Genomic DNA, 23,770 nt, shown 5'->3' on the forward strand with positions numbered 1-23,770 from the left:
GCCCCGCGGTCACAGCTCCGCCGTCCGGCGCTCGAACACCTCGGGACGGGCCGTCTCCAGCGCCGTGGCGACCGCGCCGAGGAGCACCGCCTCCTCCCCCAGCAGGCTCGGGGCGAGCGTCGGCCGCATCGGGGCGTAGCGGCGCAGGGCCTGCTCCAGCGGTTCCAGGAGCAGGTCCGCGCTGCTGCCGATGCCCCCGCCGAGCACCAGCAGGTCCGGGTCCAGCACGGCGGAGAGCACCGCCACGGCGTAGGCGAGCCGGTCCGCCTCCCACTCCACCGCCCGCAGCGCCGCGTCCTCCCCGGCCCGGGCCCGCTCGAAGACCTGCTTGGCGGTCAGCCGGCTCCGGCCCTTCCCGGTCAGCCCGAACTCCCCGGCGGTGCGCACCACCGCGTCCGCCGCCGCCTCCTGCTCCAGCGTCGTCGCGGCCGGCCCGCCCGGGCGGGCGGGCAGCGGCACCAGGCCGATCTCGCCGAGCGCTCCGTGCGCACCGAGCAGCAGTTCGCCGTCCTTCACCACCCCCACCCCGAGCCCGGTGCCGACTAGCAGGTAGGCGAACATCCGACTGCCGCGCCCGGCCCCCAGGGTGTACTCGCCGAGCGCGGCGAGGTTGGCGTCGTTGGCCACCGTGACGGCCGTACCCAGGCCCTCGCCGATCCGGTCGAACAGCCCCGGCCGGCCCCAGTCGGGCAGGCTGGTGGCGTACCGGAGGCCGCGCCGCTCCTCGTCCCACACCCCGGGCGTGCCGATCACCGCGTGCACCAGGTCCACCGCGGCCAGGCCCGCCTCCTCGGTCGCCTCGCGCGCGGCGGCGACCACCGCGTCCGCGACGGCGTCCGCGGTCCGGCCCCGGTTGGCCACGTCCCGCCGGGCGACCACGGTGCCGGCCAGGTCCGCGACGGCGACCCGCAGCCGGGCCCGTCCGACATCGACGCCGAGCACGTGACCGGCCGTCGGATCGACCTCGTAGAGCACCGCGGTACGGCCCCGCTCCGGGGCCACCCGCCCGGCCTCGCGGACCAGCCCGGCCTGCTCCAGCTCGGCCAGCGCGGCGGAGACGGTGGGCTTGGACAGGCCGGTGTCCCGGGCCAGTTGGGCGCGCGAGGTGCCGCCGCCGGTGCGCAGCAGCTCCAGCAGCAGCCACTCGTTGTTGCTGCGCAGCCGCTGCCGGTTCCACGGCACCCCTGGGGCCCCTGCCGCCGGGCGACTGGTCGGCTGGTGGGGGCTCATCGGTTCCTCCGGGTCTGCGCTGCTGACGGGCTGGGCTGCTGACGGGCTGGGCTGCGGACGACCTCGGCGCCGCCGCCGCCCAAGTATGACCGGTGATCACCCGCGGACCGCTGTGCGGACCCGCCCCGCGCCCGTCCCCATCTCCGTCCTCGCGCCCGTCCCCGCGCCCCGTCCCCGCGCCCCGTCCCCGTGTCAGGCTCCCTCGGTCGCGACCCAACCGCCCGTCATCGTCCGCACCGCCGAGCCGTCCAGGTCGGCCAGCTTGACCCCGGCGAAGGCCCGGGCCGCCTCCGAGGTCTGCACCCGCAGCGGCGGCCGCTCGGCGGTCAGCACCTCGACGATCGGCGCGGCCGCCTCCTCGGGGGTCTGGGCGCTGCCGAAGGCCTTCAACGTCCGGTCGACGTACGCCTGGAGGGCGTCGCCGTACGGGCCGGCGGCGGCCACCAGCGCGGGCACGTCGATGCCCTGGTTGCCGATGAACTCGCTTGCCACCGCGCCCGGTTCGACCACGGTGACGGCCACCCCGACGGCGGCGGCGACCGGCGCCAGCGACTCCATGAAGCCCTCGACGGCGAACTTGGCCGCGCAGTAGGCCTCGTTGAAGGGCTGCCCGACCACCCCGCCGACGCTGGTCACGGTGACCACCCGGCCGCCGGCGGCCCGCAGGTGCGGCAGCGCGGCCCGGGTCACCTCGACCACGCCGAAGTAGTTGACCTCCATGGCGGCGCGCACCGGCGCCATGCCGTCCTGCTCGATCGTGCCGACGAAACCGGCGCCCGCGTTGTTGACCACCGCGTCCAGCCGCCCGTGCCGGTCGAGGACGACGTCCAGGCAGTCCGTGACGGAGGCCGGGTCGGTGACGTCCAGCCGCTCGATCTCGATCCGTTCGGCGACGCCCGCCGTCTCCGCGGCGCGGAGCAGCTGCCCGGCCCGGCCGGTGTCGCGCATGGTGGCGACCACCCGGAAGCCGGCCCGGGCGGCGGCCACGGCGGCGGCGAGGCCGATCCCGGAGGAGGTGCCGGTGATCAGGACGATCCGGGTGCCGTTCATCGGGGTGTCTGCCATGGGGCCCTCCTCCCGGCTGCCGGGCGCTGCCGGAAGCCGAATGACTGTGTGCGTGTGCACGCACTCTACAAGTGCGTGTGCGCGCACGCAAACAGCGACGCTCTGCTACAACGGTGTCTCCGAGCAGTCAAGGTTTCACCCAGTTGTGGGCGCGCCGCGCCCCGGCGCGTGATCATGGACCTATGCACTTCCGGCACGGCAACCGAACCGAGGGCACCCCGCCCCCGGACGCCCGCTCCGCGGCGGCGACCGCGGCGGCCATCGCCGCGCGCCTCGGCTCCGTCACCGGCAGTGACCGCCCCGGAACCCAGGGGCCCGCAACCGAGAACCCCGGAGTCGAGGACCCCGGTACCGAAAACCCCGACCACGACCCGGACCTGCTGCGCGAAGTGCTCGCCACCGCCCCCGTCGGCGTCGCCCTCCTCGACGACCGGCTGCGCTGGCAGTACCTCAACCCCGCCTTCACCGCCGTCACCGGACTGCGCCGCGCCGACCTGCTCGGCCGCGCCGCCGAGGCCACCGCCTTCGCCGGCGCCGTCCCCGCCCTGCGCCGCGTCCTCACCGACGGGCACGACCGCGAACACGCCACCGGCGGCCCCGACGGCGCCGGCTCCCCCGTCCCGCCCGGCCTCCGGGTGCGCTACCGGCCGCTGCGCCACGCCGGACGGACCACCGGCGTGATCGTCGTCGTCCTGGACGACCCCGACCCGGCCCGCGAGCAGCTGCGCGAACTCGAGCAGGCCCGCGCCCGGCTCGCCCTGCTGAACGCCGCCGCCGAACGGATCGGCACCACCCTCGACATCGGCACCACCTGCGCCGAACTCGCCGCCTTCACCGTGCCCGCCCTCGCCGACCTCGCCGTCGTCGACGTGCTCCCGCCCGAGGCCGAACCCAGCCGGCCCGGCCGGCCCGGCTCCCGGCGGCTGCACCGCGCCGCGGTCCGGGCCGTGCCCGAACTGGACGCCGCCTGCGCCGAACTGGCCCGCCCCGGCGAGTCCGTGCGCCACCGCGAGGGCTCGGCCGCCGCCCGCAGCCTGGCCAGCGGCGTCGCCGTGCTCGCCGACCCCGGCCCCCAGGACGCCTGCCCGGCCGGCGCCGCCTCGCTGCTCGTCCTGCCGCTCATCGCCCGGGGCCGCCTGGTCGGGCTGCTCACCCTCGGCCGCACCGCCGCCACCCCGGCCTTCACCCCCGACGAAGCCGCCCTGCTCGGCGACCTCGCCGCCCGCGCCGCCACCGGCATCGACAACGCCCGCAGCTACACCCGCTCCCAGGGCATCGCCCTGGAACTCCAGCGGGCCCTGCTGAGCGAGCCCGGCAACCCGCACCAGAACCTCGCCCTCGCCTCCCGCTACCTGCCCTCCGGCAGCAGCACGGTGGTCGGCGGCGACTGGTACGAGACGGTCCGGCTGCCCTTCGGCCGCACCCTGCTGGCGATGGGCGACGTCATGGGGCACGGCGTCGAGGCCGCCGTCGACATGAGCCACTACCGCTCGGCGCTGCGCGACATCGCCGGCATGGACCTGCCCCCGCACCGCATCCTGCGCCAGCTCGACCACGTCATCTCGGCCGACGACACCGCCCGCCCCGCGACCTGCCTGCTGGCCCTCGCCGACCCGGGCCGCGCCCGCTGGACGCTCTCCAGCGCCGGCCACCTGCCACCCGCCCTGATCACCCCGGAGCACCCCACCGAGCTGCTGCACGTGCCCACCGGCCCGCCGCTCGGCACCGGCCTCGGCGGCTACGAGCAGTCCACCTACCCGCTCGACCCCCGGCAGACCCTGCTCCTCTACACCGACGGCCTGGTCGAGCGCCGCCACGAGGACATCGACACCTCACTGGCGCGCCTCGCCGCCCTCCGCCTCCCCGCCACCGGCGACCTCGACGAACTCCTCGACGCCGTCCTGCACTCCCTCGCGCCACCCCCGGCCCCCGCCGCCGAGGACGACATCGCCCTCCTCGCCGCCCGCCCCAAGCCCCGCTGACGGCCCTCCGGCCCGGGATGACCGGCCACTACGCCGTCGATCCCGAGCAGCGGCGGAGACGGAACCGGACCCCTCCTCGCGCCACACGACCGACCGGACGTGCTCGTCCCCACCCCGGTGGCCGGCCGTCATGCCTTCGCCAGGGCCTGCTCCACGTCCGCCCACAGGTCCTCCGGGTGCTCGATGCCGACCGACACCCGCACCGTCCCCGCGCCGATCCCCACCGCCGCCAACTCCTCGTCCGACAGCTGCCGGTGCGAGGTGCTGGCCGGGTGGACCACCAGGGTGTGGACGCCGCCCAGCGAGGGCGCCAGCGCGGCCAGCCGGACCGACTCGGTGAAGGCCCGGGCCGCCTCCCGGCCGCCCGCCAGGTCGAAGGCGAGGACGCCGCCGTGGCCGTCGGGCAGGAGGCGGCGGGCGAGTTCGTGGTCGGGGTGGTCGGGCAGGCCCGGGTAGTGGACGGCGGCGACGGCCGGGTGGGCGGACAGCCGGGTGGCCAGGTCGAGCGCGGTGTCGCAGTGGCGGCGGACCCGCAGCGCCAGGGTCTGCAGGCCGCGCAGGGTGAGCCAGGCGGCGAAGGGGTCGGCGCTGGCACCGAGTTCGGTCCCGTAGTGCCACACCTTCCGGTGGAGTCCGGCGTCGGCGAAGACGGCGATCCCGGCGAGCACGTCCGAGTGCCCGCCCAGGTACTTGGTGGCCGAGTGCACGACCACGTCCGCGCCGTGCTCGATCGGGCGGCACAGCAGCGGGGTGGCGAAGGTGTTGTCGACCACGCTGAGCACCCCGGCCCGCTTGGCGACCGCGATCAGCCCGGGCAGGTCGGTGACCCAGGTGGTCGGGTTGGAGACGGTCTCCAGGTGCAGCAGCCGGGTGGTGGGCCGCAGCGCCGCGGCGACCTCGTCCGGGTCGGCGCCGGAGACGTGGGTGACCTCGACGCCCCACCGCTCGGCGAGGTCGGCCAGCAGCGCGAACGTCCCGCCGTAGAGGCTCCGCTGGGCGATCAGGTGGTCGCCGGAGCGCAGCAGGGCGAGCAGCACGGTGCTGATCGCCCCCATGCCGGAGGCGGTGGCGAGGGCGCCGGTGCCGCCCTCCAGGTCGGCGACGGCGTCCTCCAGCGAGCGGACGGTGGGGTTGCCGTACCGGTTGTAGACGAACGCCCCGTCGGGGCCGGTGAAGGAGGCGCTGAGCGCGTCGCTGGTCTCGAAGGCGTACAGGTGGCTCTGGTGCAGCGGGACGCCCATCGGCCGACCGCCGCCGAGTCCGGCCAGCGGCGGGTGGACGATCCGGCTCTCGGGGTGCAGCGCGTCGGTGCCGGCGTTCCGGGGGAAGTCGCTCATGCCGCCCATCCTGGGGCGGCGCGGCCGGGCGGGACAGGGCCAATCACGGCCAAGTGGCCCGTCCCGGGCGCCGTTTCGGCAGAGGGGACGGGCCATGGTCAACCGACCGCTCAGCGCCTCAGCGGCGGCGGAAGAGCTTGCGCACCAGGTGAACGATGCCCCAGATCACCAGGATGATGAACAGGATGATCAGAATGACCACGACCAGCAGGAACTTGCCGAGCTTGGCGAAGAAGCCGGACTTCTTCTTCTCCGTCTTGGCCGCGCTGTGCGCGACCTGCTGCTCCGCTGCGCCCTGCGCAACGGCTACAGCGACGGGAACGGCGGCCGGGGCGGCGGATCCGGCCGCCGCTGCGCCGGCCACGGCCGTGCCGCTCGCGGCGGTCCGGGGTGCGGCCACCGCCGTCGCGCTCGACGCCGCGGCGCTGAGGCCGACGGCGGCCAGCAGTGCCACCAGGGCGCCGGCTATCGAACGTGCGATCCGGTGAGTCATCGTGCTCCTCGTGCGGGTACGGAGCAGCGGAGACGGGACCCGGTCGACCTTCTCTGATGGCCTGACCAGTATTTTTCTCATCTACGCTTAGTATGCTCCACTGAAGTTTCTACAGCGGTGTAAAAGTTTAGCGACGGGACGGCCCGGATCCACTCCGACCCAGTACCACGCAAGCCACCGCTCCGACGGGGGTTCCGTGGCTACTGTGGAGGATGACGCCGTGTCGGGTCGCAGGGGTTCCACCGAGACCGAGAATTCGCCGCGCCGGGCGGGCGGACGCAGAGCGGCGAACCGTAAGTCCGGCACGGACAACGACGGTTCGAGCAAGGACGGTTCGGGTAAGGACATACCCGGCGGCCGCCCCGCCGGCCGGGCCAAGCCGAAGCCCAAGCGCAGCACCAAGCAGAAGGTGCTCTGGATCACGGCCGGCTGCACCGCCCTGCTGGTCCTCGCCGGCGGCGCCGTCTACTACCGCCTGAACAGCAACATCACCACCTTCGACCGCGACGCCCTCAGCAAGGACCGCCCGGAGGCCGCCGCCCCGGACGCCCAGGGCCGCACCCCGGTCAACGTGCTGCTGATCGGCTCGGACAGCCGCGGCAACGGCAACAGCGACCTGGGCGGCGGCGGGGACGACGGCGCCCGCTCGGACACCGCGATCCTGTTGCACGTCTACGCCGACCACAAGCACGCCGTCGGCATCTCGATCCCCCGCGACTCCCTGGTCAACATCCCGCCGTGCAAGCTCCCCAACGGCAAGTGGACCAAGGAACAGACCAATGTGATGTTCAACAGCGCCTTCTCGGTGGGCAACACCGACCAGGGCAACCCGGCCTGCACCCAGAACGCCGTCGAGAAGCTCACCAACCTGCGGGTCGACCACACCATCGTGGTGGACTTCGGCGGCTTCGCCTCGATGACCCAGGCCGTCGGCGGCGTCGAGGTCTGCCTGCCGAACAACGTCTACGAGGGGGACCTCAACCCCAACCTCGGCCACAAGGGCAAGCTGATCTTCGCCAAGGGCAAGCAGAAGGTCGAGGGCCAGTCCGCGCTGGACTTCGTCCGAGTACGGCACGGCATCGGCGACGGCTCCGACATCGGCCGCACCAAGCGCCAGCAGGCGTTCCTCTCCTCCCTCATCAAGGAGGTCAAGTCCCGCGGCATGGACCCTACGACCCTGCTGCCGCTCGCCGACGCGGCGACCAAGTCGCTGACCGTCGACCCCGACCTCGGCTCGGCCGCCAAGCTGATGTCCTTCGCCATGTCGATCAAGGACGTCGACCTGCACGACGTCAAGTTCCTGACCGCGCCGTGGCGTTACGAGGGCCCCCGGGTCGCCCTGGTCCACCCCGACGTGGACCAGCTCTGGGCCGCGCTCAAGGCCGACCGCACCATCGACGGCCAGGACGCCAGCGCCCAGAGCCCGGCCGCCACCGGTTCCGCTGCCCCCAGCACCCCGCCCGCGGCCGAGGCCACGCCCTCCCCCACGGCGGCCGCCAAGAACGCGGACGTCAAGGTCGCCGTCCTCAACGGCACCGGCGAGAGCGGCATCGGCAACAAGGGCGCCGAGGCCGTCAAGGGCGCCGGCTACACCGTCACCACCGTCGGCAACGCGGGCGGAAAGCCCCGCAGCACCACCGTGGTCGAGTACGGCACCGGCGAGCGCACCAATGCCGAGGCGGTCGCCAAGCTCTTCCCGGGGGCGACCGTCGAGCCCGGCGGCAGGGGCCTGAGCGTGGTGCTCGGCCACGACTTCGCCGCCGCCAACCCGGCCTCCGCCGCCACCTCGGCGCCCGGCGCGCCGGGCGTCCCGGCCCCGCTGCCGACCAGCGTCAGCGGCACCGCCCGCTCGGCGGACGACGACCCGTGCGCCAACGTGTCGTACGGCTGAGCCGCCCCGGGGCCCGCCGCCGAACCGACGGACGGCCCCGGCACGAACGGACAGGGCGCCCGCGGACCTTCGAGGTCCGCGGGCGCCCTGTCACATCGGCTGCCGGCTACCGGCCGCTCAGCGCCTCGCCCCGCAGGACGGGCAGAACGCCGCCCCCTCCGGCACGTCCTTGTGGCACTCCCCGCACTGGACGGGCTGCGCCAGCTTGAACCCGCAGCCGGGGCAGAACGGCGTGCCGTGGGTCTCCGTCTGGCACTGCGGACAGACCAGTTGGCGCGGCGTCCGGACGTCGAACTCCGCGCCGGACTGCTGGCCGACCTGGTAGGCCCGTTCCGACACCATGTCGTTGAGGCCGCGCCGCTGCGCCGCCGCCGCCTCGGCCGCGGTGTCCGGGGCGCAGTCGAAGCACAGGCCCTGGTCCGGGTTGAAGCAGCGGCCGCAGACGTAGCGGGTGCAGCGGGCGCAACGGTTGAAGTGCGACTGGGCGTTGTCGATCGCGCGCTGGAACGCGGCGTCCCGCGCGGTGCCCCAGGTCTGGCCGGCCAGGCCGTCCGCGGCGTTGCTGATGGTGTTGGCGTTGCCGCCGATCAGGTTCCAGGCCGCGCTGACGCCCTTGCCTATCCAGCCCGCCACCTGGCCGGTGGTGAACCGCTCGAACGGGGAGCGCCAGGTGTCGGAGCAGCGGTAGCAGGAGAACTCGAACTGGAAGCCCGCGCCGGTCCCGTACTGCTCGCACAGGTCGCGGTAGTTGTTGCTGAAGTAGATCTCGGAACTCACGTCGTCCCCGGTTGCTGAAAAGTGGCCTAGTCGGCGTTCGCTCCCAGGGACGATAGGGGTCCTCGAACGGTTCCGCCAAGAACTCCTGACACTCTCTTCACAACCCGGGGTCACAACCCGGAGTCCGGCAACAGCCGTACCCGCTCGGGGTCGAACGGCCGCCAGCCGGCGGGGCCCGCGCCGCGGACGACCCGCAGCCGGCACCAGTCCCGCCCGGCCGGGTCCTGCCACCAGCCGCTGATCCGGCCGAGCGCCCAGGTGCCGTCGCCGAGGTCGACCTCGACCGGCTGGCACACCCACCGGACCTCCCGGTCCGCCGGGTCCACCGACTCCACTCCGTCCACGGACTCCGCGGCCGACTCGGGCCCGCTCGGACTCTCCACCACGGCTCCGCCTCCCGACCCGACCGGTGCGGCCGCGCCCGGCTCCGCGGCCCGTCGCCGGAACTCTACAGCCGTGTAGAACACGGCGGACGGAGTTCCGGCGAAGCCACCCGATCCGGATCAGCCCGCGGTGCGCCGCGCCCGCCGGCGCCGCCACAGCGCGATCGGCACGACCCCGGCGAAGGCGAGCGCCGCCGGCGCCGGAGGTGCCTCCAGCGGGCTGCCCGCGGCCCGGGAGGGCACCTTGTCGAAGGTGTCCGGGACGGGCAGGGTGGACCAGTTCGAGATCGGCCACGCCACCACGAAGGCCCGGCCGACCACGTTGTCCACCGGCACGAACCCGTCCCCGGTGAGGTTGTGGTGCGGGCGGGAGTCCCGGGAGTTGTTGCGGTGGTCGCCCATCACCCAGAGCTTGCCCTTGGGCACGGTGACGGTGCCGACCGGGTCGTTGTCGCAGGGCGTCGCCCCGGGGAACAGGTACGGCTCGTCCAGCGCGACGCCGTTGACCTTCACCGGGCTGCCCGCGTTGCACTCGACGGTGTCACCGCCGACCGCGATCACCCGCTTGATCAGGTCCTTCTCGTCCGCCGAGGGCATCAGGCCGACGGTGCTCAGCGCCTTCTGGACGGTCGTCATGAAGCCGCCGGAGCTCGTCGGCCCGGTGTCGTCCAGCCAGCCGCCCGGGTCGCGGAACACCACCACCTCACCGCGCTCGGGCTCGGCGCCGAACCAGGGGGTGAGCTTGTCGACCAGCACCCGGTCACCGATCTGCAGGGTGTTCTCCATCGAGCCCGAGGGGATCGAGAAGGCCTGCACGAAGAAGGTCTTGATGCCGAGCGAGAGCAGCAGGGCGATCACCAGCAGGATCGGCAGCTCCTGCCAGAACGGGCGCTTCTTGCGCGCGGGCTTCGCACCGGCCCCGGCGGGCTCCTCCGGGTCGGCGGGCGTCCCGCCGCCGGCTCCGGCGGCCGACCCGGCATCCGGCCCCTCCACCGGGCCGGCCACGGGCCCGTCCGGCCCGGTTACCGCCCCGGCTACCGACCCGGTTCCCGCTCCGGCCGGGCCGGTGCCCGGCCGCTGCTCGGTTCCACCGCTCTCGCCGGACTCCGTGCTCTGCTGCACACTCATGTATTCGGCCCCTCCCGGCGGCCTGCTGGGAGCCCGAAGCGGAAACCCCCTGTCAGGGAACGAACCTACCGAACAGAGGTTCCCGGGCGCGCCCTGATGTGGATCCGTTCGCCCTGCGGGCCGAACAGACTGAGGAACTCCACCGGCTGCGAGCCGGCGTTGCCGAAGGCGTGCGGGGTCCGGGTGTCGAACTCGGCGACCTCACCGGCCGTCAGCTCCAGGTCGTGCGGGCCGAGCACCAGCCGCAGCCGCCCGGAGAGCACGTACAGCCACTCGTAGCCCTCGTGGACCTTCAACTCCAGCTCGGGCCCGCTGTTCCGGCCGGGCGGCATGATGTGCTTGTACGCGTGCAGACCACCGAGGTGGCGGGTGAGCGGGACGATGGTCTGGCCGTTCCTGACGATCGGACGCGGGTGGATCCGGGGGTCGCCGGTGGCCGGGGCGCCGACCAGTTCGTCCAGCGGCACCCGGTACTCCCGGGCCAGCGGCAGCAGCAGTTCCAGGGTCGGCTTGCGCTGCCCGGACTCCAGCCGGGACAGTGTGCTGAGCGAAATGCCGGTCGCCGCGGCCAGTTTGGCGAGCGTGGTGCCGCGCTCCCGCCGCAGCGCCCGCAGCCGGGGGCCCACCGTGGTGAGGACGTTCTCGAAGTCTTCGTCGGCCATGCCTGCTATTCGCCGGGACGGCAAGGGTGTTTGTCAATCCGGCACACCGGTGACGGCTCTTCCTTGCCACCTACGCGCCCCGGCAGCCGGCAGGGGCCCGGTGGCGATCCGCCGATCGCCACCGGGCCCCCGTCCTACGGCTTCCCTGATCACACACTTCCAGTCACCGGGCCACCGGCCCGGGAGATCCGACGAACCGAGTGAGCCCGACCCGCCCTACCGGTACTCGCGCAGCCGGGGCCGCACCCCCAGCGCGGTCAGGACCAGCGCCGCCGCCAGGACGATCCCGCCCAGCGCCGCCGTGCTGCCGTCGAGGTCGCCGTCGGTCGCCGCGAGCGCCGAGTCCATCGCCTTCTGGTTGACGTCGATGGTCTCCTGCATGGCCGAACTCAACTGCCCGAACTGGTAGTTGGACTGCCCCTTGGCGAGCCCGGTGTTGAGCGTGATGGCGTCCTTGAGCTGCCCGGCGGCGCGCAGGTCGCGCATCCGGTGGTCGATCACCTGGTACTCCTGGAAGGCGCCCAGGACCCGCTCGGCGGCGTCCTGTTCGCCGGTGAAGGTGATGTTGTGCAGTTCGTTGCCCAGGTACCCGCCGAAGGGGACGTTGGAGCGGTTCTGCCGGTGTCCGTCGACGGCGGTCTGCAGCCGGGTGTTGTACGTCCCCAGGGTCGCGCCGTCGAAGTGGACGATCGCTTCGCTCTGTTCCAGGTAGGCCTGCTCCCACACGGCCGCGCGGCCCGGGTCGATCAGGTAGCGGCTCTCGTCGGCGTTCATGTCGTACGCGACGGCGCGGGCCCGGCTGAGCGTGATCACCGAGTCGTAGGCGTCGCTCTTGGCCGTCACCAGGTGGTCCGAGGTGCGGCCCACCAGGGCCAGCCCGGTCACCAGCGCCACGCCGGTCAGCAGGGTGACGCCCGCCAGCGCGGGGTTGATCACCCGGTGGTAGCGCACGGCCAGCACGCGCTGGAGCCCGACCAGCGCCGCGAGGGCGAGCAGTCCGACGACGAACAGCCACCACCAGCCGGTGCCCAGGGCGTCGCGCTGTTGGCCGTAGACCTGGTCGACGGTCGCCTCGTTGGCGGCGGTGACCTGGTCGGCGGCGGGCAGCAGCTGGTTGCGCAGCAGGTCGGACGCCTGCCGGTAGGCGTCCAGGGCGGCGGGCGAGGGCTGGCCGGCCGGGGCCTTGGCCTGCTCCTCCAGCAGCTGGGAGCGGGCCACCAGGGCCTCGTAGCTGCCGAGTCGGCCGAGCACCAGCTGGACGGCGCGCTGCCCGGCCGGGTCGTCGGCGGCGGACTGGGCGGCCTTCTGGAGGTCGTCGTCTGCCTGGTTGCGGCGCTGCTCGTAGGTGTCCAGGGTCTGCTTGCGCAGCGTGGCGTAGTCCGGGTCGTCGCCGACCAGCAGCAGGTTGGCGGCCTGGGCGTCCATGTCGCTGAGCGCGAAGTACAGGTCGGCGGCGCGGGTGGCCTGCGGGGCCGCCTGGTGGCCGATGGTGTCGGTGCCGTCGCGGGCGCCGCCGAGCACGGCGGTGGCGGTGGCGCCGAGGCCGATCAGGGCGGCCAGGCTGAGCGCGGTGAGGCCGCGGACCAGCCGCGGGGTGGTCCAGTAGGAGCGGCTGCCGACGGTCCGCAGACCCTGGGCGAGCCGGGCCAGCGAGCCGGTCGGGACCCGCGCTCCGGCGGGTGCCGTGCTCCCGGCCGGCTGCGGACCTCCGGTCGGTTCCGGGCCGTCGTCCCCGCCCGCGGCCGCCTCCTCCGAGGTGGCCGATCTGCCCGCTGTCGAGGTGGTCATGACCACACGTCCCTTTCCCCCGCTGCACGGTCCGCCGGGGGCTCCCGGTGGGAACCGAACGCAGAACCGTTTTCTCTCCGCCGCGCGACGCTAGTGCCGCGCCACCTGCGATGAGACGCTCCCTGACGCCACCTTGACACCGGCGGACGGGGTTCTTGACGCTTCCTTAGCGCGGGGCCCTCCGATGGCATACGGACGGCCCGCCCGGGGCCGTCAGAGCCAGTCGCGGCGCTTGAACACCAGGTACAGCCCGGTGCAGACCAGCGCCATCAAACCGATCGCGAACGGATAGCCGAAGGCCCACTTGAGCTCCGGCATGATCTCGAAGTTCATCCCGTAGACCGTGCCGATCAGGGTCGGTGCGAACAGGATGGCCGCCCAGGAGGAGATCTTCTTGATCTCGTCGTTCTGCGCGTGCCCCGCCTCGGCGAGCTGCTTCATCTCCTCGTTCTGCCGCTGCGAGACCAGCGTCGCGTTCACCGTCAGGATGTTCTGCAGCATCTGCCGGAAGCCGTCCACCCGCTCGGCCGCGTAGGTGGCGTGGTCGGCGACGTCCCGCAGCCGGCGCTGAAGCTCCTCGTCGGTGCCGTACTTGCCGAAGCCCGCCTCCAGGCTCCGCATGATCTCCAGCAGCGGCCGGGTGGCCCGCTGGAGCTCGATCACCTCGCGGGACAGCTCGTAGATCCGGCGGGAGACGTGCGGGTCCCCGCCGAACACCTCGGTCTCGATCTCGTCGATGTCGTGCTGCAGCCCGGCGATGACCGGCGCGTAGCCGTCCACCACGGCGTCCAGCACCGCGTACAGCACCGCCTCCGGGCCGAGCGCCAGCAGCTCCGGGTCGTCCTCCAGGCGGCGGCGCACCGCGGAGAGATCCGGGGCCTGCGAGTGGCGCACGGTGATGACGAACTCGGGGCCGACGAACAGGTGGATCTCGCCGAAGTCCACCTCCTCCGCCTCGTCCAGGTAGCGGGCGGCGCGCAGCACCACGAACAGGGTGTCGCCGTAGCGCTCCAGCTTCGGCCGCTGGTGGGCGACGATGGCGTCCTCGACGGCCAGCTCGTGCAGGTTGAACCGGTCCGCGGCCTCCAGCAGTTGCGCCTCGGCCGGGCGGAACAGCCCGATCCAGGCCATCGTGCCGGGCCGGTCGGGCAGTTCGCGGTAGATCTCGGCGAGGTCGGCGGGCGCGGCCGTCCGGCGGCCGTCGCGGTACACCGCCGCGTCCACGACGGAACGTTCCAGCGCCACCGGCTCGGCCGGCTGCTCGGGGCGCGGGTCCATCGAGTGCTCGGGCGCGGACCGGGGGTCGACGGGCCGCCGCTCGGCCGTCGGACGGGAGAACGGACGCTTGCTCGCGCGCACGGCGCGACCGGCAGCGCGCCCCGCCGGTGGCGGGGTCAGCCCTGCGCGGGAGCCGTACCGGAGGAGGAGTGCCGGGGGCCGCGAATCCTGCGGGACAACCGGGGGTGGGGCCGACTTCGGCCCGTACTACTGCACTCCACGGCCCTCACCTCCTCGAATCCGCGCGCCCCGGAGGACGCCGACGCAACCCGCACGATTTTAGTACCCGCACGATCGACCCTTGCCACCGGGCCCCGCCGGCGGGCCCCGCCACCGCACCTCGCCGCCGAAGCCCCCGGCGACACCCGCCCACCCCGGCGCGACGTCAACGGGCCTGCGGGACCGGCACGTTCGTCCAGCTGGAACGATTACGGACCGGCGCCGCCACCACTACGCTACGTCGCATGGATTCTTCGGAGACGGCCCCCGCGCGGGGCACGGCGGTGGTGATCGGCGGCGGGCTGGCCGGCGTGGTGGCGGCCTGGGCGCTGCGGGGCCGCGCCGAGCGGATCGTCGTGGTGGAGCGGGACCGGTACCCGGACGGGCCGGCCTTCCGGGCCGGGGTGCCGCAGGGCCGGCACGCCCACCTGGTGCTGGAGGCGGGCCACCGGGCGCTGGAGGAGCTGATGCCCGGCATCAAGCAGGAGTTGACGGACGCGGGCGCCCACCGGGTCGCCACCTCGGGCGACCTCCGGTGGCTGAGCTCCGCCGGCTGGATGGCCGACTACCCGGCCCGGCTGGCGTTCCTCTCGTGCACCCGCCCGGTCCTGGACAAGGTGGTGCTGGACCGGGTCCGCACCGAGCCGTCGATCGAGTTCCTGGAGGGCACCGACGTGGTCGGGCTGCTCGGCTCGGCGCAGCGGGTGACCGGGGTCACGGTCCGCGAGCGCGGCCGGGAGCGCGGCGAAGTCCGGGAGATCCCGGCCGAGTTGGTCATCGACGCCGCCGGCCGCTCGACCTCCGTGCCGAAGTGGCTCGGCGCACTGGGCCGCCCGGTGCCCGAGGAGCGGGTGGACGCGGGCGTCGCGTACGCCTCCCGGCTGTTCCACCGCCCGCCCGGCGTCGACCTCGGCTACCAGGCGGTCTACCTCCAGACCAAGGCCCCGGACAAGCCGCGGATGGGCGTCCTGCTGCCGGTCGAGGGCGACCGCTGGATCGTCAGCCTGGCCGGGATGCGCGGCGCCGAACCCGCGCCCGGCGTCGAGGGCTTCACCGAGCACCTGTCCCGCCTGCGCGACCCGGCCCTGCGGGAGATGCTGCGGGAGGCCGAACCGGCGGGCGAAGTGCGCGGATTCCTCCCCGGCCCGGGCGTGCGGCGGCACTACGAACGCAGCGCCCCCGACGGCCTGGTGGTGGTCGGCGACGCCGCGAGCACCTTCAACCCGGTGTACGGGCAGGGCATCACGGTGTCGCTGTTCTGCGCCCAGGTGCTGCGCCGGACGGCCGCCCGGCACGGCGGCATCGGTCCGGCCACGGCCCGCGACGCGCGCCGGGAGATCGCGGCGGTGTCCAAGACGGCGTGGATGATGTCCAGTGCCGAGGACGTCCGCTTCGCCGCCACCACCGGCGGTCCCTCCGGCTCGCTGATCAGGCTCCAGCACCGCTACCTGGACAAGGTGCTGCAGCGCGCCACCCACAACCCCGAGGTCACCGCCGCCTTCCACGAGGTGCTCTCGCTGGTCGCGCCGCCGACCCGGCTGTTCCACCCGGCGGTGGTGGCCGCCGTGCTGCGCGGCTGACGGCTGCGACAGCCGGCCCCGGCTGACGCCGTCCCGACCCGGCCGGAACGGGCGCACCCGTTAATTCGGGTGCGTCCGTTCCGACCGGCCACTACCCTGACCGACATGTCTACGCCCCGAATCTCCTAGCTGACGGACCCGCCTCCACGCCACCCGTCTGTCCGCTAGCTGTTTCGGAGCGTTACCCCATGATCACCACCCGTGGTGTCGACGTGCGCGTCGGCGCCCGCCTGCTGCTGTCCGACGTCACCCTGCACATCGCCCCCGGCGACCGGATCGGCCTGGTCGGCCGCAACGGCGCCGGCAAGACCACCCTGCTCTCCACCCTCGCCGGCCAACTGCCGCCCGCCGCCGGGACGGTCACCCGCACCGGGCCGGTCGGCTACCTCGCCCAGGACTCCCGCGCCGCCGACCCGGCCGTCACCGTCACCGACCGCATCCTGTCCGCCCGCGGCCTGGACGCCGCCGTCCGCGCGCTGCGCGCCGCCGAGCAGGCCATGGCCCTGGCCGGCTCCGCCGCCGAGGAGCGCCGGGCGATGGACGCCTACGCCCGCGCCGACGCCGGGTTCCAGTCCCGCGGCGGCTACCCGGCCGAGGCCGAGGCCGCCCGGGTCGCGGCCGGGCTCGGGCTGCCCGCCCGGGTGCTGGACTCCCCCGTCGGCACGCTCTCCGGCGGCCAGCGCCGCCGGGTCGAGCTGGCCCGCATCCTGTTCGCCGACCACGGCACCCTGCTGCTGGACGAGCCCACCAACCACCTGGACGCTGACTCGGTCGGCTGGCTGCGCGGCTTCCTCGCCGCCCACCAGGGCGGACTGGTACTGATCAGCCACGACCTCGGGCTGCTGGCGGAGACCGTCAACCGGGTCTTCCACCTGGACCCGCAGCGCGCCGCGCTGGACGTCCACAACACCGGCTGGAAGGCCTACCTGGCCCAGCGCGCGGCCGACGAGCGCCGCCGCACCCGGGAGCGGGCCAACACCGAGCGCAAGGCCGCCGCGCTGCACGCCCAGGCCGACCGGATGCGCTCCAACGTCGCCACCGCGACCACCGCCCGCAGCATGGCCCGCCGCGCCGACCGGATGCTCGCCGAGCTCGAACCCGTCCGGCAGGCCGAGCGCACCGCCCGGATCCGGCTGTCCGAGCCCGCGCCCTGCGGCCGCACCCCGCTCGGCGCGGTCAGCCTCGCCAAGGCCTACGGCGGGCGGACCGTGCTGAGCGGCCTGGACCTCGCGGTGGACCGCGGCAGCCGGCTGGTCGTGCTCGGCCTCAACGGCGCCGGCAAGACCACCCTGCTGCGCGTGCTGGCCGGCCAGGAGCGCCCGGACTCCGGCCGGGTCGTCCCCGGCACCGGCCTGCGGCTCGGCTACTTCGCCCAGGAGCACGACACCCTGGACCCGGCGCTCAGCGTCCGCGACAACCTGGCCGCGGCCGCGCCCGGGCTGACCGACGGCGAACTGCGGACCGTCCTCGGCGCGTTCCTGTTCCGCGGGGACGACGCCGACAAGCCGGCCGGCGTGCTGTCCGGCGGCGAGAAGACCCGGCTGGCGCTGGCCGCCCTGGTCCACTCCGGCGCCAACGTGCTGCTCCTGGACGAGCCGACCAACAACCTCGACCCGGCCTCCCGGGCGGAGGTGCTGGCCGCGGTCGGCACCTACCCGGGCGCGATCGTGATGGTCACCCACGACCCGGGCGCCATCGAGGCGCTCCGACCTGACCGGGTGCTGCTGCTGCCGGACGGCGAGGAGGACCTCTGGCACGACGCGTACCTGGACCTGGTCACCCGGGCCTGAAGCCGCCTGAGGCCGCCACCCCGGCCGTAGCGGCCCGTCTGCACCGCCGGGGAGCCGGCGGGGCAGGCGGGCCGCTACGGCTTGCGCGCCTCGATCAGGAAGCGCGCCGAATGGGCGACGAACGGCCCCTCCGCCCGGATCCGGGCGTCCAGCTCGCGCAGCCGGTCCAGGTGGGCCGCGACGGTGAAGCCCGGAACCATCCAGACCACCTTCCGCAGGAAGTACACCACCGCGCCGATGTCGCGGAACTCCATCCGCAGCCGCTCGGAGCGCAGGTCCACCACCTCCAGCCCCGCAGCCTGCGCCTCGGCGCCCTCCGCCTCGGGGCGGCGGCCCTCGCGCGCCCCGGGCTGCGGCCCGAGGAAGTACTCGACCAGCTCGAAGACCGAGGCCGGGCCGACGTGCTGGGCGAAGTACGCGCCGCCGGGCCGCAGCACCCGGGCGATCTCCGACCACCAGGCCTTGACCGGGTGCCGGCTGCTGACCAGGTCGAAGGCCTCGTCGGCGAACGGCAGCGGCGGCTCGTCCGGGTCGGCGACCACCACCGCGCCCAGCGGGTGCAGCAGCCGGGTGGCCCGGGCCAGGTTGGGCGGCCAGGACTCGGTGGCCGCCAGCACGGGCGGGCGGCCACCCCGGCGCAGGGCGCCGGCCAGCACCTCGCCGCCGCCGGTCTGGATGTCCAGGGCCGCCGTCGCTGCGGCCAGCCGCCCGGCCAGCAGCCGCTGGTAGCCCCAGGAGGGGCGTTCCTCGGTGGCCCGGCCGTCCAGCCAGGAGAAGTCCCAGCCGTCCACGGAGACGGACTCCGACTCGGCGATCAGCTCTTCGAAGGTGCGCATGGGTCGCATGGGTCGCATCATCGCGGCGGCGGCGCCGTGCTGCCAGTGGATTCACGGCCGTCGGATCCACGGCCGGCGGCTTCACGTCCGGCGGATCCACGGTCGGCCGGGTACCTCCGCACCCACCCGACCCGCACCTCCAGCCCCCCGGCGGCGATCAGCCCGCTCACCGGTTCCGCCCCGCCGCCGTCCGCCTCGAAGGCGAGCAGCACGCCCGGCTCCTCGCCGCACTGCCGCTCGACCAGTCGCCGCTCCTCGGGCGTCGGCTCGCGGAACACCGGGTCCTGGAAGGCCCCGGGGCAGCGGACGTAGAGCGGGTCGGTGAGGACCAGTTCCAGGCCGTGGTGGTAACAGAGGTCGTGACCGGCGGCCAGGATCAGCTCGCCGGGGCGCCAGGAGTACACGTCCCAGTCCCACCAGGACCCTTCCGGCAGCTCGATCACTCCGGCCACCGGGGCTTGCCGCCCTGGACCGCCGCGATGCTCGGGTGGCGGACGGCCTCCAGCCCGGGGTCGGCGAGCAGCTCGGCGATCAGGGCGGGCGGGCCGAAGACCTCGGTGGCGCTGAGGTCCCAGTCGGTGAGGACGAACCAGGAGCGGTCCGCGGACCACCAGTGCGCGGGGAACTGGGCGTACCCCGGCCGGGCGTCGTAGTGGGCGAGCACCTCGTCCAGCCGGCCGCGGTGGGCCGTCACCGGTCGCCCCAGGTCCTCGATCGAAGCCGAGGCGAGGCGGCAGTCGGTCGCCGGACCGTCGGCGCTGTGCCGGGCCAGCACCTCCACCAGGCGTGCGAGGCAGTCACGGTCCGGCTCCCCGATCAGCGGGTGGTCGACCTCGCCCGGGAGCACGACGCGCTCGTCGAACACCAGGTGCGACAGCGTGAAGGGCCAGTCGGCGAGGCGCCGCCCGGCACCCGCCAGGGCCTCGGCCCAGCGCAGCGGCCGCCCGTCCACCCGCAGCGTGTGCAGCACCCAACAGCGGTCGGCGAAACCGGGCGCCTGCCCGGCGCCGGGCCAGGACCCGTCCGGCTCGTAGCCGAGGACCGCCTCCCCCGCCTCCAGCAGCGGCCGGAGCCCGTCCAGCGGGTCCTCGTCCGGTATCCGTTCCACGGTCCGTTCCTTCCCCTCGTTCCGGAACCGCGGCCTCGAAAACCGTTACTCCGTCTCGGTACGTCTGCGCGAGGATAGCGGCCACGACGAAGGGCCAGGACGGCCGGCCGTCCGGGTCCGGCGTCGTCGCCGACGCCCCCTGGGAGACCGCTACGCCATGAGACCGACTCCGCAGTCCGAACTCGGCCGCTTCTACGACGACTTCGCCGAGGACTACCACCTGCTCTACGCCGACTGGAACGCCTCGCTCGCCCGCCAGGGCGCCGCGCTGGACGCCCTGATCCGGGAGCACCTGGGCGAGGGCCCCGCCGAGGTGCTGGACTGCGCCTGCGGCATCGGCACCCAGGCGATCGGCCTGGCCGCGCTCGGCCACCGGGTGACCGGCACCGACCTCAGCCCGGTCGCCGCCGCCCGGGCCGCCGCGGAGGCAGCCGCGCGCGGGCTCCGGCTGCCCGCGGCGGCCGCCGACATGCGCGAACTCCCGTTTCCGGACGGCCGGTTCGACGTCGTGGTGTGCGCCGACAACGCGCTCCCCCACCTGCTCACGGGCGAGGACGTCCACGCCGCGCTGGCCGAGATGCGCCGGGTCCTGCGCCCGGGCGGGCTGCTGCTGGCCTCCACCCGCCCGTACGACGGGAGCAGTTGACCACCTTCGCGGCCGGGGCGGGCCTCACCGGGGTCGGCTGGAGGCAGCCCGCCGACACCGGTTTCTTCCAGCCCGTGCTGCTCGCCCGGGCACCCTGACCTTCCTCCCCCGCACTGCCCCGCAGCCTCCCCCACCGGAGGCGGCGGGGCTCTTTTACGCCCTCGATTTTGCCGACCCGTGTTACTTTTTACTCATGCGAGTAAATCCTCAGGGCGCGGCCGCTCCGGAGAGCGGCCGGAGCTTCACCACCGACGCCCGACGCGCCCAGATCGTCACCGCCGCCATCGAGACCGTCGCCGAACTCGGCTACGCCCGGGCCTCGTTCGCGCAGATCGCCAAGCGGGCCAAGCTGTCCAGCGTGCGGCTGATCTCGTACCACTTCGACGACAAGGAGGACCTCTTCCAGGCCCTGGTCGACACCGTCCAGGAGCAGGCACGGCTCGCCATCCAGCCCCGGATCCGGGCCCACCGCGAACCGGCGGCGATGCTGGCCGCCTACATCGAGGCGAACCTCGACTTCCTGGCCGAACACCCCGTCGAGGTACGGGCGCTGGTCGACGTCTTCGCCAACGCCCGCCGGCAGGACGGCAGTTCGCTGGTCAGCTCGGCCGGCTTCGACACCCCCGTCGCCCTGCTGGTGCAGCACCTGCGGGACGGCCAACGCAGCGGTGCCTTCCGCCCCTTCGACGCCGAGGCGATGGCCACCGCGATCCGCGCCTCCATCGACGCGGCCGCCAACCGGATCTCCGCAGGCAACTCCGCCGGGAGCTCCGCCGGGGACGGCTTCGACCCGCGCGCCTACGGGCGCGAACTGGTCACCCTGTTCGACCTCGCCACCAGGAACGGGGAGGCGTCATGACCGTCCACGCCGCTCCCCGCCGGGACGGGCGAACCCGCCGTGCCGCCACCCTCTTACCGCTGCTGCTCGACCTCGTCCTCCCGCTCGCCGTCTACTACGGGCTGCGCCTCGCGGGCACGGACCAGTGGTGGTCCCTGCTCTGGTCGGCCGCGGTCCCGGCGGTCGCCGTCGTCGTCCGACTGCTCCGCACCCGGCGCCTCGACTTCCTCGCCCTGCTGATCCTCAGCATGATCGGGCTCGGACTCGTCCTCTCCACGCTCACCGGCGACCCCCGCGCCCTGCTGATCCGCGAGGCCTGGACCGGCATGCTCGGCGGACTGATCGGCGTCTGGCTGCTCGCCTCCGTCGGCTACGGACGACCGGCGCTGATGCTCCTCTTCCGCTCCTTCGTCCAGGTCAAGGCCGGTAAGGACGGACTGCGCGCCTGGGAGGCGCGGTGGGACGAGGACGCCGCCTTCCGCCACGGCCTCCGGGTGCTCACCGCGGTCTGGGGCGCGGCCAGCCTGCTCAACGCCCTCGCCCAGCTCGCCGTCGCCTACCTCCTGCCGGTGGACGCCGCACCCGCCGCCATGCAGGCCTGCTGGCCCGTCATCGCCGTACCGCTGTTCCTCTTCCACCTCGCCTACACCAAGCGCCACGGCCTGCGGGCCTGACCGGAGGACGGGGACCGGCCCGGTTGCTCCGTCCGGGGCACACCACGTGACCCGGGCGCGTGATCGTCGTTCCCCACCGTGACCGTCAAGCGGGGTCCCCGGGGGTTCGGCGCACTCGACCCGGTGCGGCGGACGCACAGTGAGAAAGCACAACTGCATGACTGAAGCGACCACTTGTCCGACCGAGGCGCCTTCGGCCGCTCGGGCCGCCGGGCCGCACTCCGAACAACCAGGCACCGTCCCGTCCTCCGGCGCGCCCGGCGGACTTCGACCGCCCCGGCACTCGATGGCGGTTGCCGAGGCCTTCGTGAGCCTGGTCACCGGCGTCGGCTTCATGCTCTGGGCTCGCAGCATCGACGTGAACCCGTTGGTCCGCATCGGCCAGGTGAGCGGCCTCGCCGGTCTCCAGCTGCACGCCGCGGTGATCGCCGTGCCCGTCCTCACCGTGCTGCTGTACGCCGCGCACCGCGCCGGCCCCGAGCGTTACCGCCCGGCGCTCCGCCTCGGGTGCGCGGCGATCGCGGGGCTCAGCACCGGCCTGGTCGCCGGCGGCATCGCGGTGGCGCTGCACGGAACCCCGTGGGGGCTCGGGGGCCAGGAGGGCGACCCGGGCAATGTGATGGGCATGGCCGACGACATGATCCGCGGCAAGGGCCTCCCGGGCGTCTATCCGCCGCTCTTCCCGGCCCTGCTGGCCGGTTGGGGCGAGCTGTTCCACGGCGCCCATGGTGGCGTCGCCGGCGTCGGGTTCGCCATGCAGGACCTGCAACTGCTGTGCACCGCGGTCGCCGGCCCGATGGCGTACCTGGCCTGGCGGCTGATGCTCCGCCCCTTTTGGGCCCTGCTCGTCGCCGTGCCCTCCGCCGTGCTCTTCATCGACCCCATCCGCCCCTACAGCCACAGCTCCATGCTCGTCATGGTGCCGCTGTCGGCCGCCGGCCTGCGCGAGTTGCGCCGGGCCCACCGGCTACCGGCCCGGTCCGCCGTCGGGCGGGCGGCTGCGTTCGGAGCGGCGATGGGCGTGCTCTTCCTCTGGTACTCCGGCTGGTTCGTCTGGGCCGCACCCGGTGTGCTCGTCCTAACGGGCTTCCTGCTGCCCTGGCGGAAGGGGGCGGCGTGCATGAAGCGGACGCTGCTCTTCCTGGGGGTGACCCTGGTGAGCGCCGCGGCGGTCGGCGCGCCGCTGCTGTACCAGCTGGTCCGCTTCGGCGCGACGACCGAGGACCGGTACGCGATGATCACCGTCTACGCCGACCCGGCCTACGTGATGGGCTGGGTGTCCGACCGGGCCGGCACGCAGACCCACCACAACTGGCCGATCAGCGGCGAGCTGGCCGGGCAGAGCGCCTTCACCCTGCTGATCCTCGCGGCAGCGGCGCTCGCGATCGGCCTCGGTTGGGGTGGCGTCCTGGTGCGGACCGTCGCCGCCGTGCTCACCAGTTCCTGGCTGCTCAGGTTCTGGTTCGCCGCACGGATGGAGCGCACCCAGGCCGTACAGCTCTACCCGCGGACGACGTGGATCATCATGTACTGCCTGATCGTCCTGGCGGTGCTGGGACTGATGCTGGGCGTCCGGCGCGCGACCGCCTGGAGCCGCAGGCTGTCGCGGCCCGGCAGCGGCTCACCCACCGGCCCGAACTCACTGACGGCCCGCCGGATCACCGCGGGCGGAGTCTGCGCGATCGCGCTGTTCACCGCCATGGCCGGCTCCTGGTCGGCCAACCAGTACATGCCGACCACCGCCTCCGGCGTCCAGGACATGGGCCTGGACGCCTGGCGCGCCCACGTGATCAAGGACGCCTCCGGCCGCTGCCCCCGGTACTCGCCCGTCGCCACCTGCGCCGGCGTCAACCAGAACCTCTCCGCCCGGACCGCCGGCCCCGACGACCATCAGCTGTGGTGCGCCAACGTCCCCACCGCCGACTGGCCGGTGATCTGCGGCCGCAAGGCCCCGTGGGCCTGATGCGCTGAACGGACCGATCGTCCCCGACGCCGGCCCGGCCCCGGACTCCTGGCTCCTGACTCCTCGGCGTGACCTGCCGCGCACCCCCCGCAGCGCTCCCCC

Annotated in this window: 21 protein-coding genes; 8 read left to right on the plus strand and 13 right to left on the minus strand. The window is 74.1% G+C overall.

What is annotated here, in order from left to right; all coding sequences use genetic code 11:
- Positions 1-9: 9 nt before the first annotated feature.
- Positions 10-1,230, minus strand: coding sequence for an ROK family protein (locus tag ACFVXG_RS17710; protein ID WP_387928493.1), 1,221 nt, complete (start codon positions 1,228-1,230; stop codon positions 10-12).
- Between the two features lie 192 nt (positions 1,231-1,422).
- Positions 1,423-2,295 carry an SDR family NAD(P)-dependent oxidoreductase gene (locus ACFVXG_RS17715; protein ID WP_387928495.1) on the minus strand — a complete coding sequence of 291 codons (873 nt, stop codon included), beginning with the start codon at positions 2,293-2,295 and terminating at the stop codon, positions 1,423-1,425.
- Positions 2,296-2,477: 182 nt separating this feature from the next.
- On the opposite strand from ACFVXG_RS17715, the gene ACFVXG_RS17720 reads away from it, so the two are divergent.
- Entirely contained in the window at positions 2,478-4,277 is a 1,800-nt protein-coding gene (locus tag ACFVXG_RS17720) for a SpoIIE family protein phosphatase (RefSeq protein ID WP_387928497.1), read from the plus strand.
- Positions 4,278-4,405: 128 nt separating this feature from the next.
- Here the strand turns inward: ACFVXG_RS17720 and ACFVXG_RS17725 are convergent, their stop codons facing one another.
- The gene (locus ACFVXG_RS17725) at positions 4,406-5,614 is read right to left on the minus strand and encodes a trans-sulfuration enzyme family protein (protein ID WP_387928499.1); all 1,209 of its coding nucleotides are present in this window, start codon (positions 5,612-5,614) and stop codon (positions 4,406-4,408) included.
- 118 nt (positions 5,615-5,732) lie between these two features.
- Complete coding sequence (locus ACFVXG_RS17730; protein WP_387928501.1) at positions 5,733-6,107, minus strand: hypothetical protein; 375 nt, start codon at positions 6,105-6,107, stop codon at positions 5,733-5,735.
- A gap of 220 nt (positions 6,108-6,327) precedes the next feature.
- On the opposite strand from ACFVXG_RS17730, the gene ACFVXG_RS17735 reads away from it, so the two are divergent.
- Positions 6,328-7,998: an LCP family protein gene (locus ACFVXG_RS17735; RefSeq protein WP_387928502.1), complete on the plus strand. Its 1,671-nt coding sequence runs from the start codon at positions 6,328-6,330 to the stop codon at positions 7,996-7,998.
- Positions 7,999-8,115: 117 nt separating this feature from the next.
- Here ACFVXG_RS17735 and ACFVXG_RS17740 read toward each other — a convergent pair whose 3' ends face one another.
- The 6 genes from ACFVXG_RS17740 to ACFVXG_RS17765 form a co-directional block, all read right to left on the minus strand.
- Complete coding sequence (locus ACFVXG_RS17740) at positions 8,116-8,775, minus strand: zinc ribbon domain-containing protein (protein WP_387928504.1); 660 nt, start codon at positions 8,773-8,775, stop codon at positions 8,116-8,118.
- Positions 8,776-8,885: 110 nt separating this feature from the next.
- Positions 8,886-9,161 (minus strand): hypothetical protein, encoded by a 276-nt coding sequence (locus tag ACFVXG_RS17745; protein ID WP_387928506.1) that lies wholly within the window; start codon positions 9,159-9,161, stop codon positions 8,886-8,888.
- A 117-nt stretch (positions 9,162-9,278) separates the two neighbouring features.
- On the minus strand, positions 9,279-10,286 hold the full coding sequence (gene lepB / locus ACFVXG_RS17750) for a signal peptidase I (protein WP_387928508.1): 1,008 nt from the start codon (positions 10,284-10,286) through the stop codon (positions 9,279-9,281).
- 65 nt (positions 10,287-10,351) lie between these two features.
- A complete protein-coding gene (locus tag ACFVXG_RS17755; protein WP_387928510.1) occupies positions 10,352-10,948 on the minus strand; it encodes a helix-turn-helix domain-containing protein in 597 nt (198 codons plus the stop codon).
- Positions 10,949-11,164: 216 nt separating this feature from the next.
- Positions 11,165-12,736, minus strand: a complete 1,572-nt coding sequence (locus ACFVXG_RS17760; RefSeq protein ID WP_387928512.1) for a hypothetical protein — start codon at positions 12,734-12,736, stop codon at positions 11,165-11,167.
- Between the two features lie 213 nt (positions 12,737-12,949).
- Positions 12,950-14,095 (minus strand): magnesium and cobalt transport protein CorA, encoded by a 1,146-nt coding sequence (locus tag ACFVXG_RS17765; protein ID WP_387928514.1) that lies wholly within the window; start codon positions 14,093-14,095, stop codon positions 12,950-12,952.
- A 383-nt stretch (positions 14,096-14,478) separates the two neighbouring features.
- Between ACFVXG_RS17765 and ACFVXG_RS17770 the strand changes: the two genes are divergently transcribed.
- Together ACFVXG_RS17770 and ACFVXG_RS17775 are read left to right on the plus strand one after the other, a co-directional pair.
- Positions 14,479-15,813: an NAD(P)/FAD-dependent oxidoreductase gene (locus ACFVXG_RS17770; protein ID WP_387928516.1), complete on the plus strand. Its 1,335-nt coding sequence runs from the start codon at positions 14,479-14,481 to the stop codon at positions 15,811-15,813.
- A gap of 188 nt (positions 15,814-16,001) precedes the next feature.
- Positions 16,002-17,603, plus strand: coding sequence for an ABC-F family ATP-binding cassette domain-containing protein (locus ACFVXG_RS17775; protein ID WP_387928517.1), 1,602 nt, complete (start codon positions 16,002-16,004; stop codon positions 17,601-17,603).
- A 74-nt stretch (positions 17,604-17,677) separates the two neighbouring features.
- Here the strand turns inward: ACFVXG_RS17775 and ACFVXG_RS17780 are convergent, their stop codons facing one another.
- From ACFVXG_RS17780 to ACFVXG_RS17790, 3 genes are read right to left on the minus strand one after another with little or no spacing between them, the layout of a single operon-like run.
- On the minus strand, positions 17,678-18,448 hold the full coding sequence (locus tag ACFVXG_RS17780; RefSeq protein ID WP_387928519.1) for a class I SAM-dependent methyltransferase: 771 nt from the start codon (positions 18,446-18,448) through the stop codon (positions 17,678-17,680).
- Between the two features lie 8 nt (positions 18,449-18,456).
- A complete protein-coding gene (locus ACFVXG_RS17785; protein ID WP_387928521.1) occupies positions 18,457-18,882 on the minus strand; it encodes a hypothetical protein in 426 nt (141 codons plus the stop codon).
- Positions 18,879-19,547 (minus strand): hypothetical protein, encoded by a 669-nt coding sequence (locus tag ACFVXG_RS17790; RefSeq protein ID WP_387928523.1) that lies wholly within the window; start codon positions 19,545-19,547, stop codon positions 18,879-18,881. The genes ACFVXG_RS17785 and ACFVXG_RS17790 overlap by 4 nt, the downstream gene beginning before the upstream one ends.
- Before the next feature lie 157 nt (positions 19,548-19,704).
- On the opposite strand from ACFVXG_RS17790, the gene ACFVXG_RS17795 reads away from it, so the two are divergent.
- The 4 genes from ACFVXG_RS17795 to ACFVXG_RS17810 all read left to right on the plus strand — a co-directional run bounded on the left by ACFVXG_RS17795 (position 19,705) and on the right by ACFVXG_RS17810 (position 23,668).
- Entirely contained in the window at positions 19,705-20,193 is a 489-nt protein-coding gene (locus ACFVXG_RS17795; protein WP_387928525.1) for a class I SAM-dependent methyltransferase, read from the plus strand.
- A gap of 193 nt (positions 20,194-20,386) precedes the next feature.
- Positions 20,387-21,052, plus strand: a complete 666-nt coding sequence (locus ACFVXG_RS17800) for a TetR/AcrR family transcriptional regulator (protein ID WP_387928527.1) — start codon at positions 20,387-20,389, stop codon at positions 21,050-21,052.
- The gene (locus ACFVXG_RS17805; RefSeq protein WP_387928528.1) at positions 21,049-21,705 is read left to right on the plus strand and encodes a VC0807 family protein; all 657 of its coding nucleotides are present in this window, start codon (positions 21,049-21,051) and stop codon (positions 21,703-21,705) included. The genes ACFVXG_RS17800 and ACFVXG_RS17805 overlap by 4 nt, the downstream gene beginning before the upstream one ends.
- 286 nt (positions 21,706-21,991) lie before the next feature.
- Positions 21,992-23,668, plus strand: coding sequence for a hypothetical protein (locus tag ACFVXG_RS17810; RefSeq protein WP_387928530.1), 1,677 nt, complete (start codon positions 21,992-21,994; stop codon positions 23,666-23,668).
- Positions 23,669-23,770: the final 102 nt, after the last annotated feature.

Source organism: Kitasatospora sp. NPDC058162 (genome assembly GCF_042884005.1).
GTDB lineage: Bacteria > Actinomycetota > Actinomycetes > Streptomycetales > Streptomycetaceae > Kitasatospora.

What these genes read in the sequence shown, in the direction of transcription:
- ACFVXG_RS17710 (WP_387928493.1), bottom strand. Translation starts at nt 1,230, where the DNA reads ATGAGCCCCCACCAGCCGACCAGTCGCCCGGCGGCAGGGGCCCCAGGG.
- ACFVXG_RS17715 (WP_387928495.1), bottom strand. Translation starts at nt 2,295, where the DNA reads ATGGCAGACACCCCGATGAACGGCACCCGGATCGTCCTGATCACCGGC.
- ACFVXG_RS17720 (WP_387928497.1), top strand. Translation starts at nt 2,478, where the DNA reads ATGCACTTCCGGCACGGCAACCGAACCGAGGGCACCCCGCCCCCGGAC.
- ACFVXG_RS17725 (WP_387928499.1), bottom strand. Translation starts at nt 5,614, where the DNA reads ATGAGCGACTTCCCCCGGAACGCCGGCACCGACGCGCTGCACCCCGAG.
- ACFVXG_RS17730 (WP_387928501.1), bottom strand. Translation starts at nt 6,107, where the DNA reads ATGACTCACCGGATCGCACGTTCGATAGCCGGCGCCCTGGTGGCACTG.
- lepB (WP_387928508.1), bottom strand. Translation starts at nt 10,286, where the DNA reads ATGAGTGTGCAGCAGAGCACGGAGTCCGGCGAGAGCGGTGGAACCGAG.
- ACFVXG_RS17755 (WP_387928510.1), bottom strand. Translation starts at nt 10,948, where the DNA reads ATGGCCGACGAAGACTTCGAGAACGTCCTCACCACGGTGGGCCCCCGG.
- ACFVXG_RS17760 (WP_387928512.1), bottom strand. Translation starts at nt 12,736, where the DNA reads ATGACCACCTCGACAGCGGGCAGATCGGCCACCTCGGAGGAGGCGGCC.
- ACFVXG_RS17770 (WP_387928516.1), top strand. Translation starts at nt 14,479, where the DNA reads ATGGATTCTTCGGAGACGGCCCCCGCGCGGGGCACGGCGGTGGTGATC.
- ACFVXG_RS17775 (WP_387928517.1), top strand. Translation starts at nt 16,002, where the DNA reads ATGATCACCACCCGTGGTGTCGACGTGCGCGTCGGCGCCCGCCTGCTG.
- ACFVXG_RS17780 (WP_387928519.1), bottom strand. Translation starts at nt 18,448, where the DNA reads ATGCGACCCATGCGCACCTTCGAAGAGCTGATCGCCGAGTCGGAGTCC.
- ACFVXG_RS17795 (WP_387928525.1), top strand. Translation starts at nt 19,705, where the DNA reads ATGAGACCGACTCCGCAGTCCGAACTCGGCCGCTTCTACGACGACTTC.
- ACFVXG_RS17800 (WP_387928527.1), top strand. Translation starts at nt 20,387, where the DNA reads ATGCGAGTAAATCCTCAGGGCGCGGCCGCTCCGGAGAGCGGCCGGAGC.
- ACFVXG_RS17805 (WP_387928528.1), top strand. Translation starts at nt 21,049, where the DNA reads ATGACCGTCCACGCCGCTCCCCGCCGGGACGGGCGAACCCGCCGTGCC.
- ACFVXG_RS17810 (WP_387928530.1), top strand. Translation starts at nt 21,992, where the DNA reads ATGGCGGTTGCCGAGGCCTTCGTGAGCCTGGTCACCGGCGTCGGCTTC.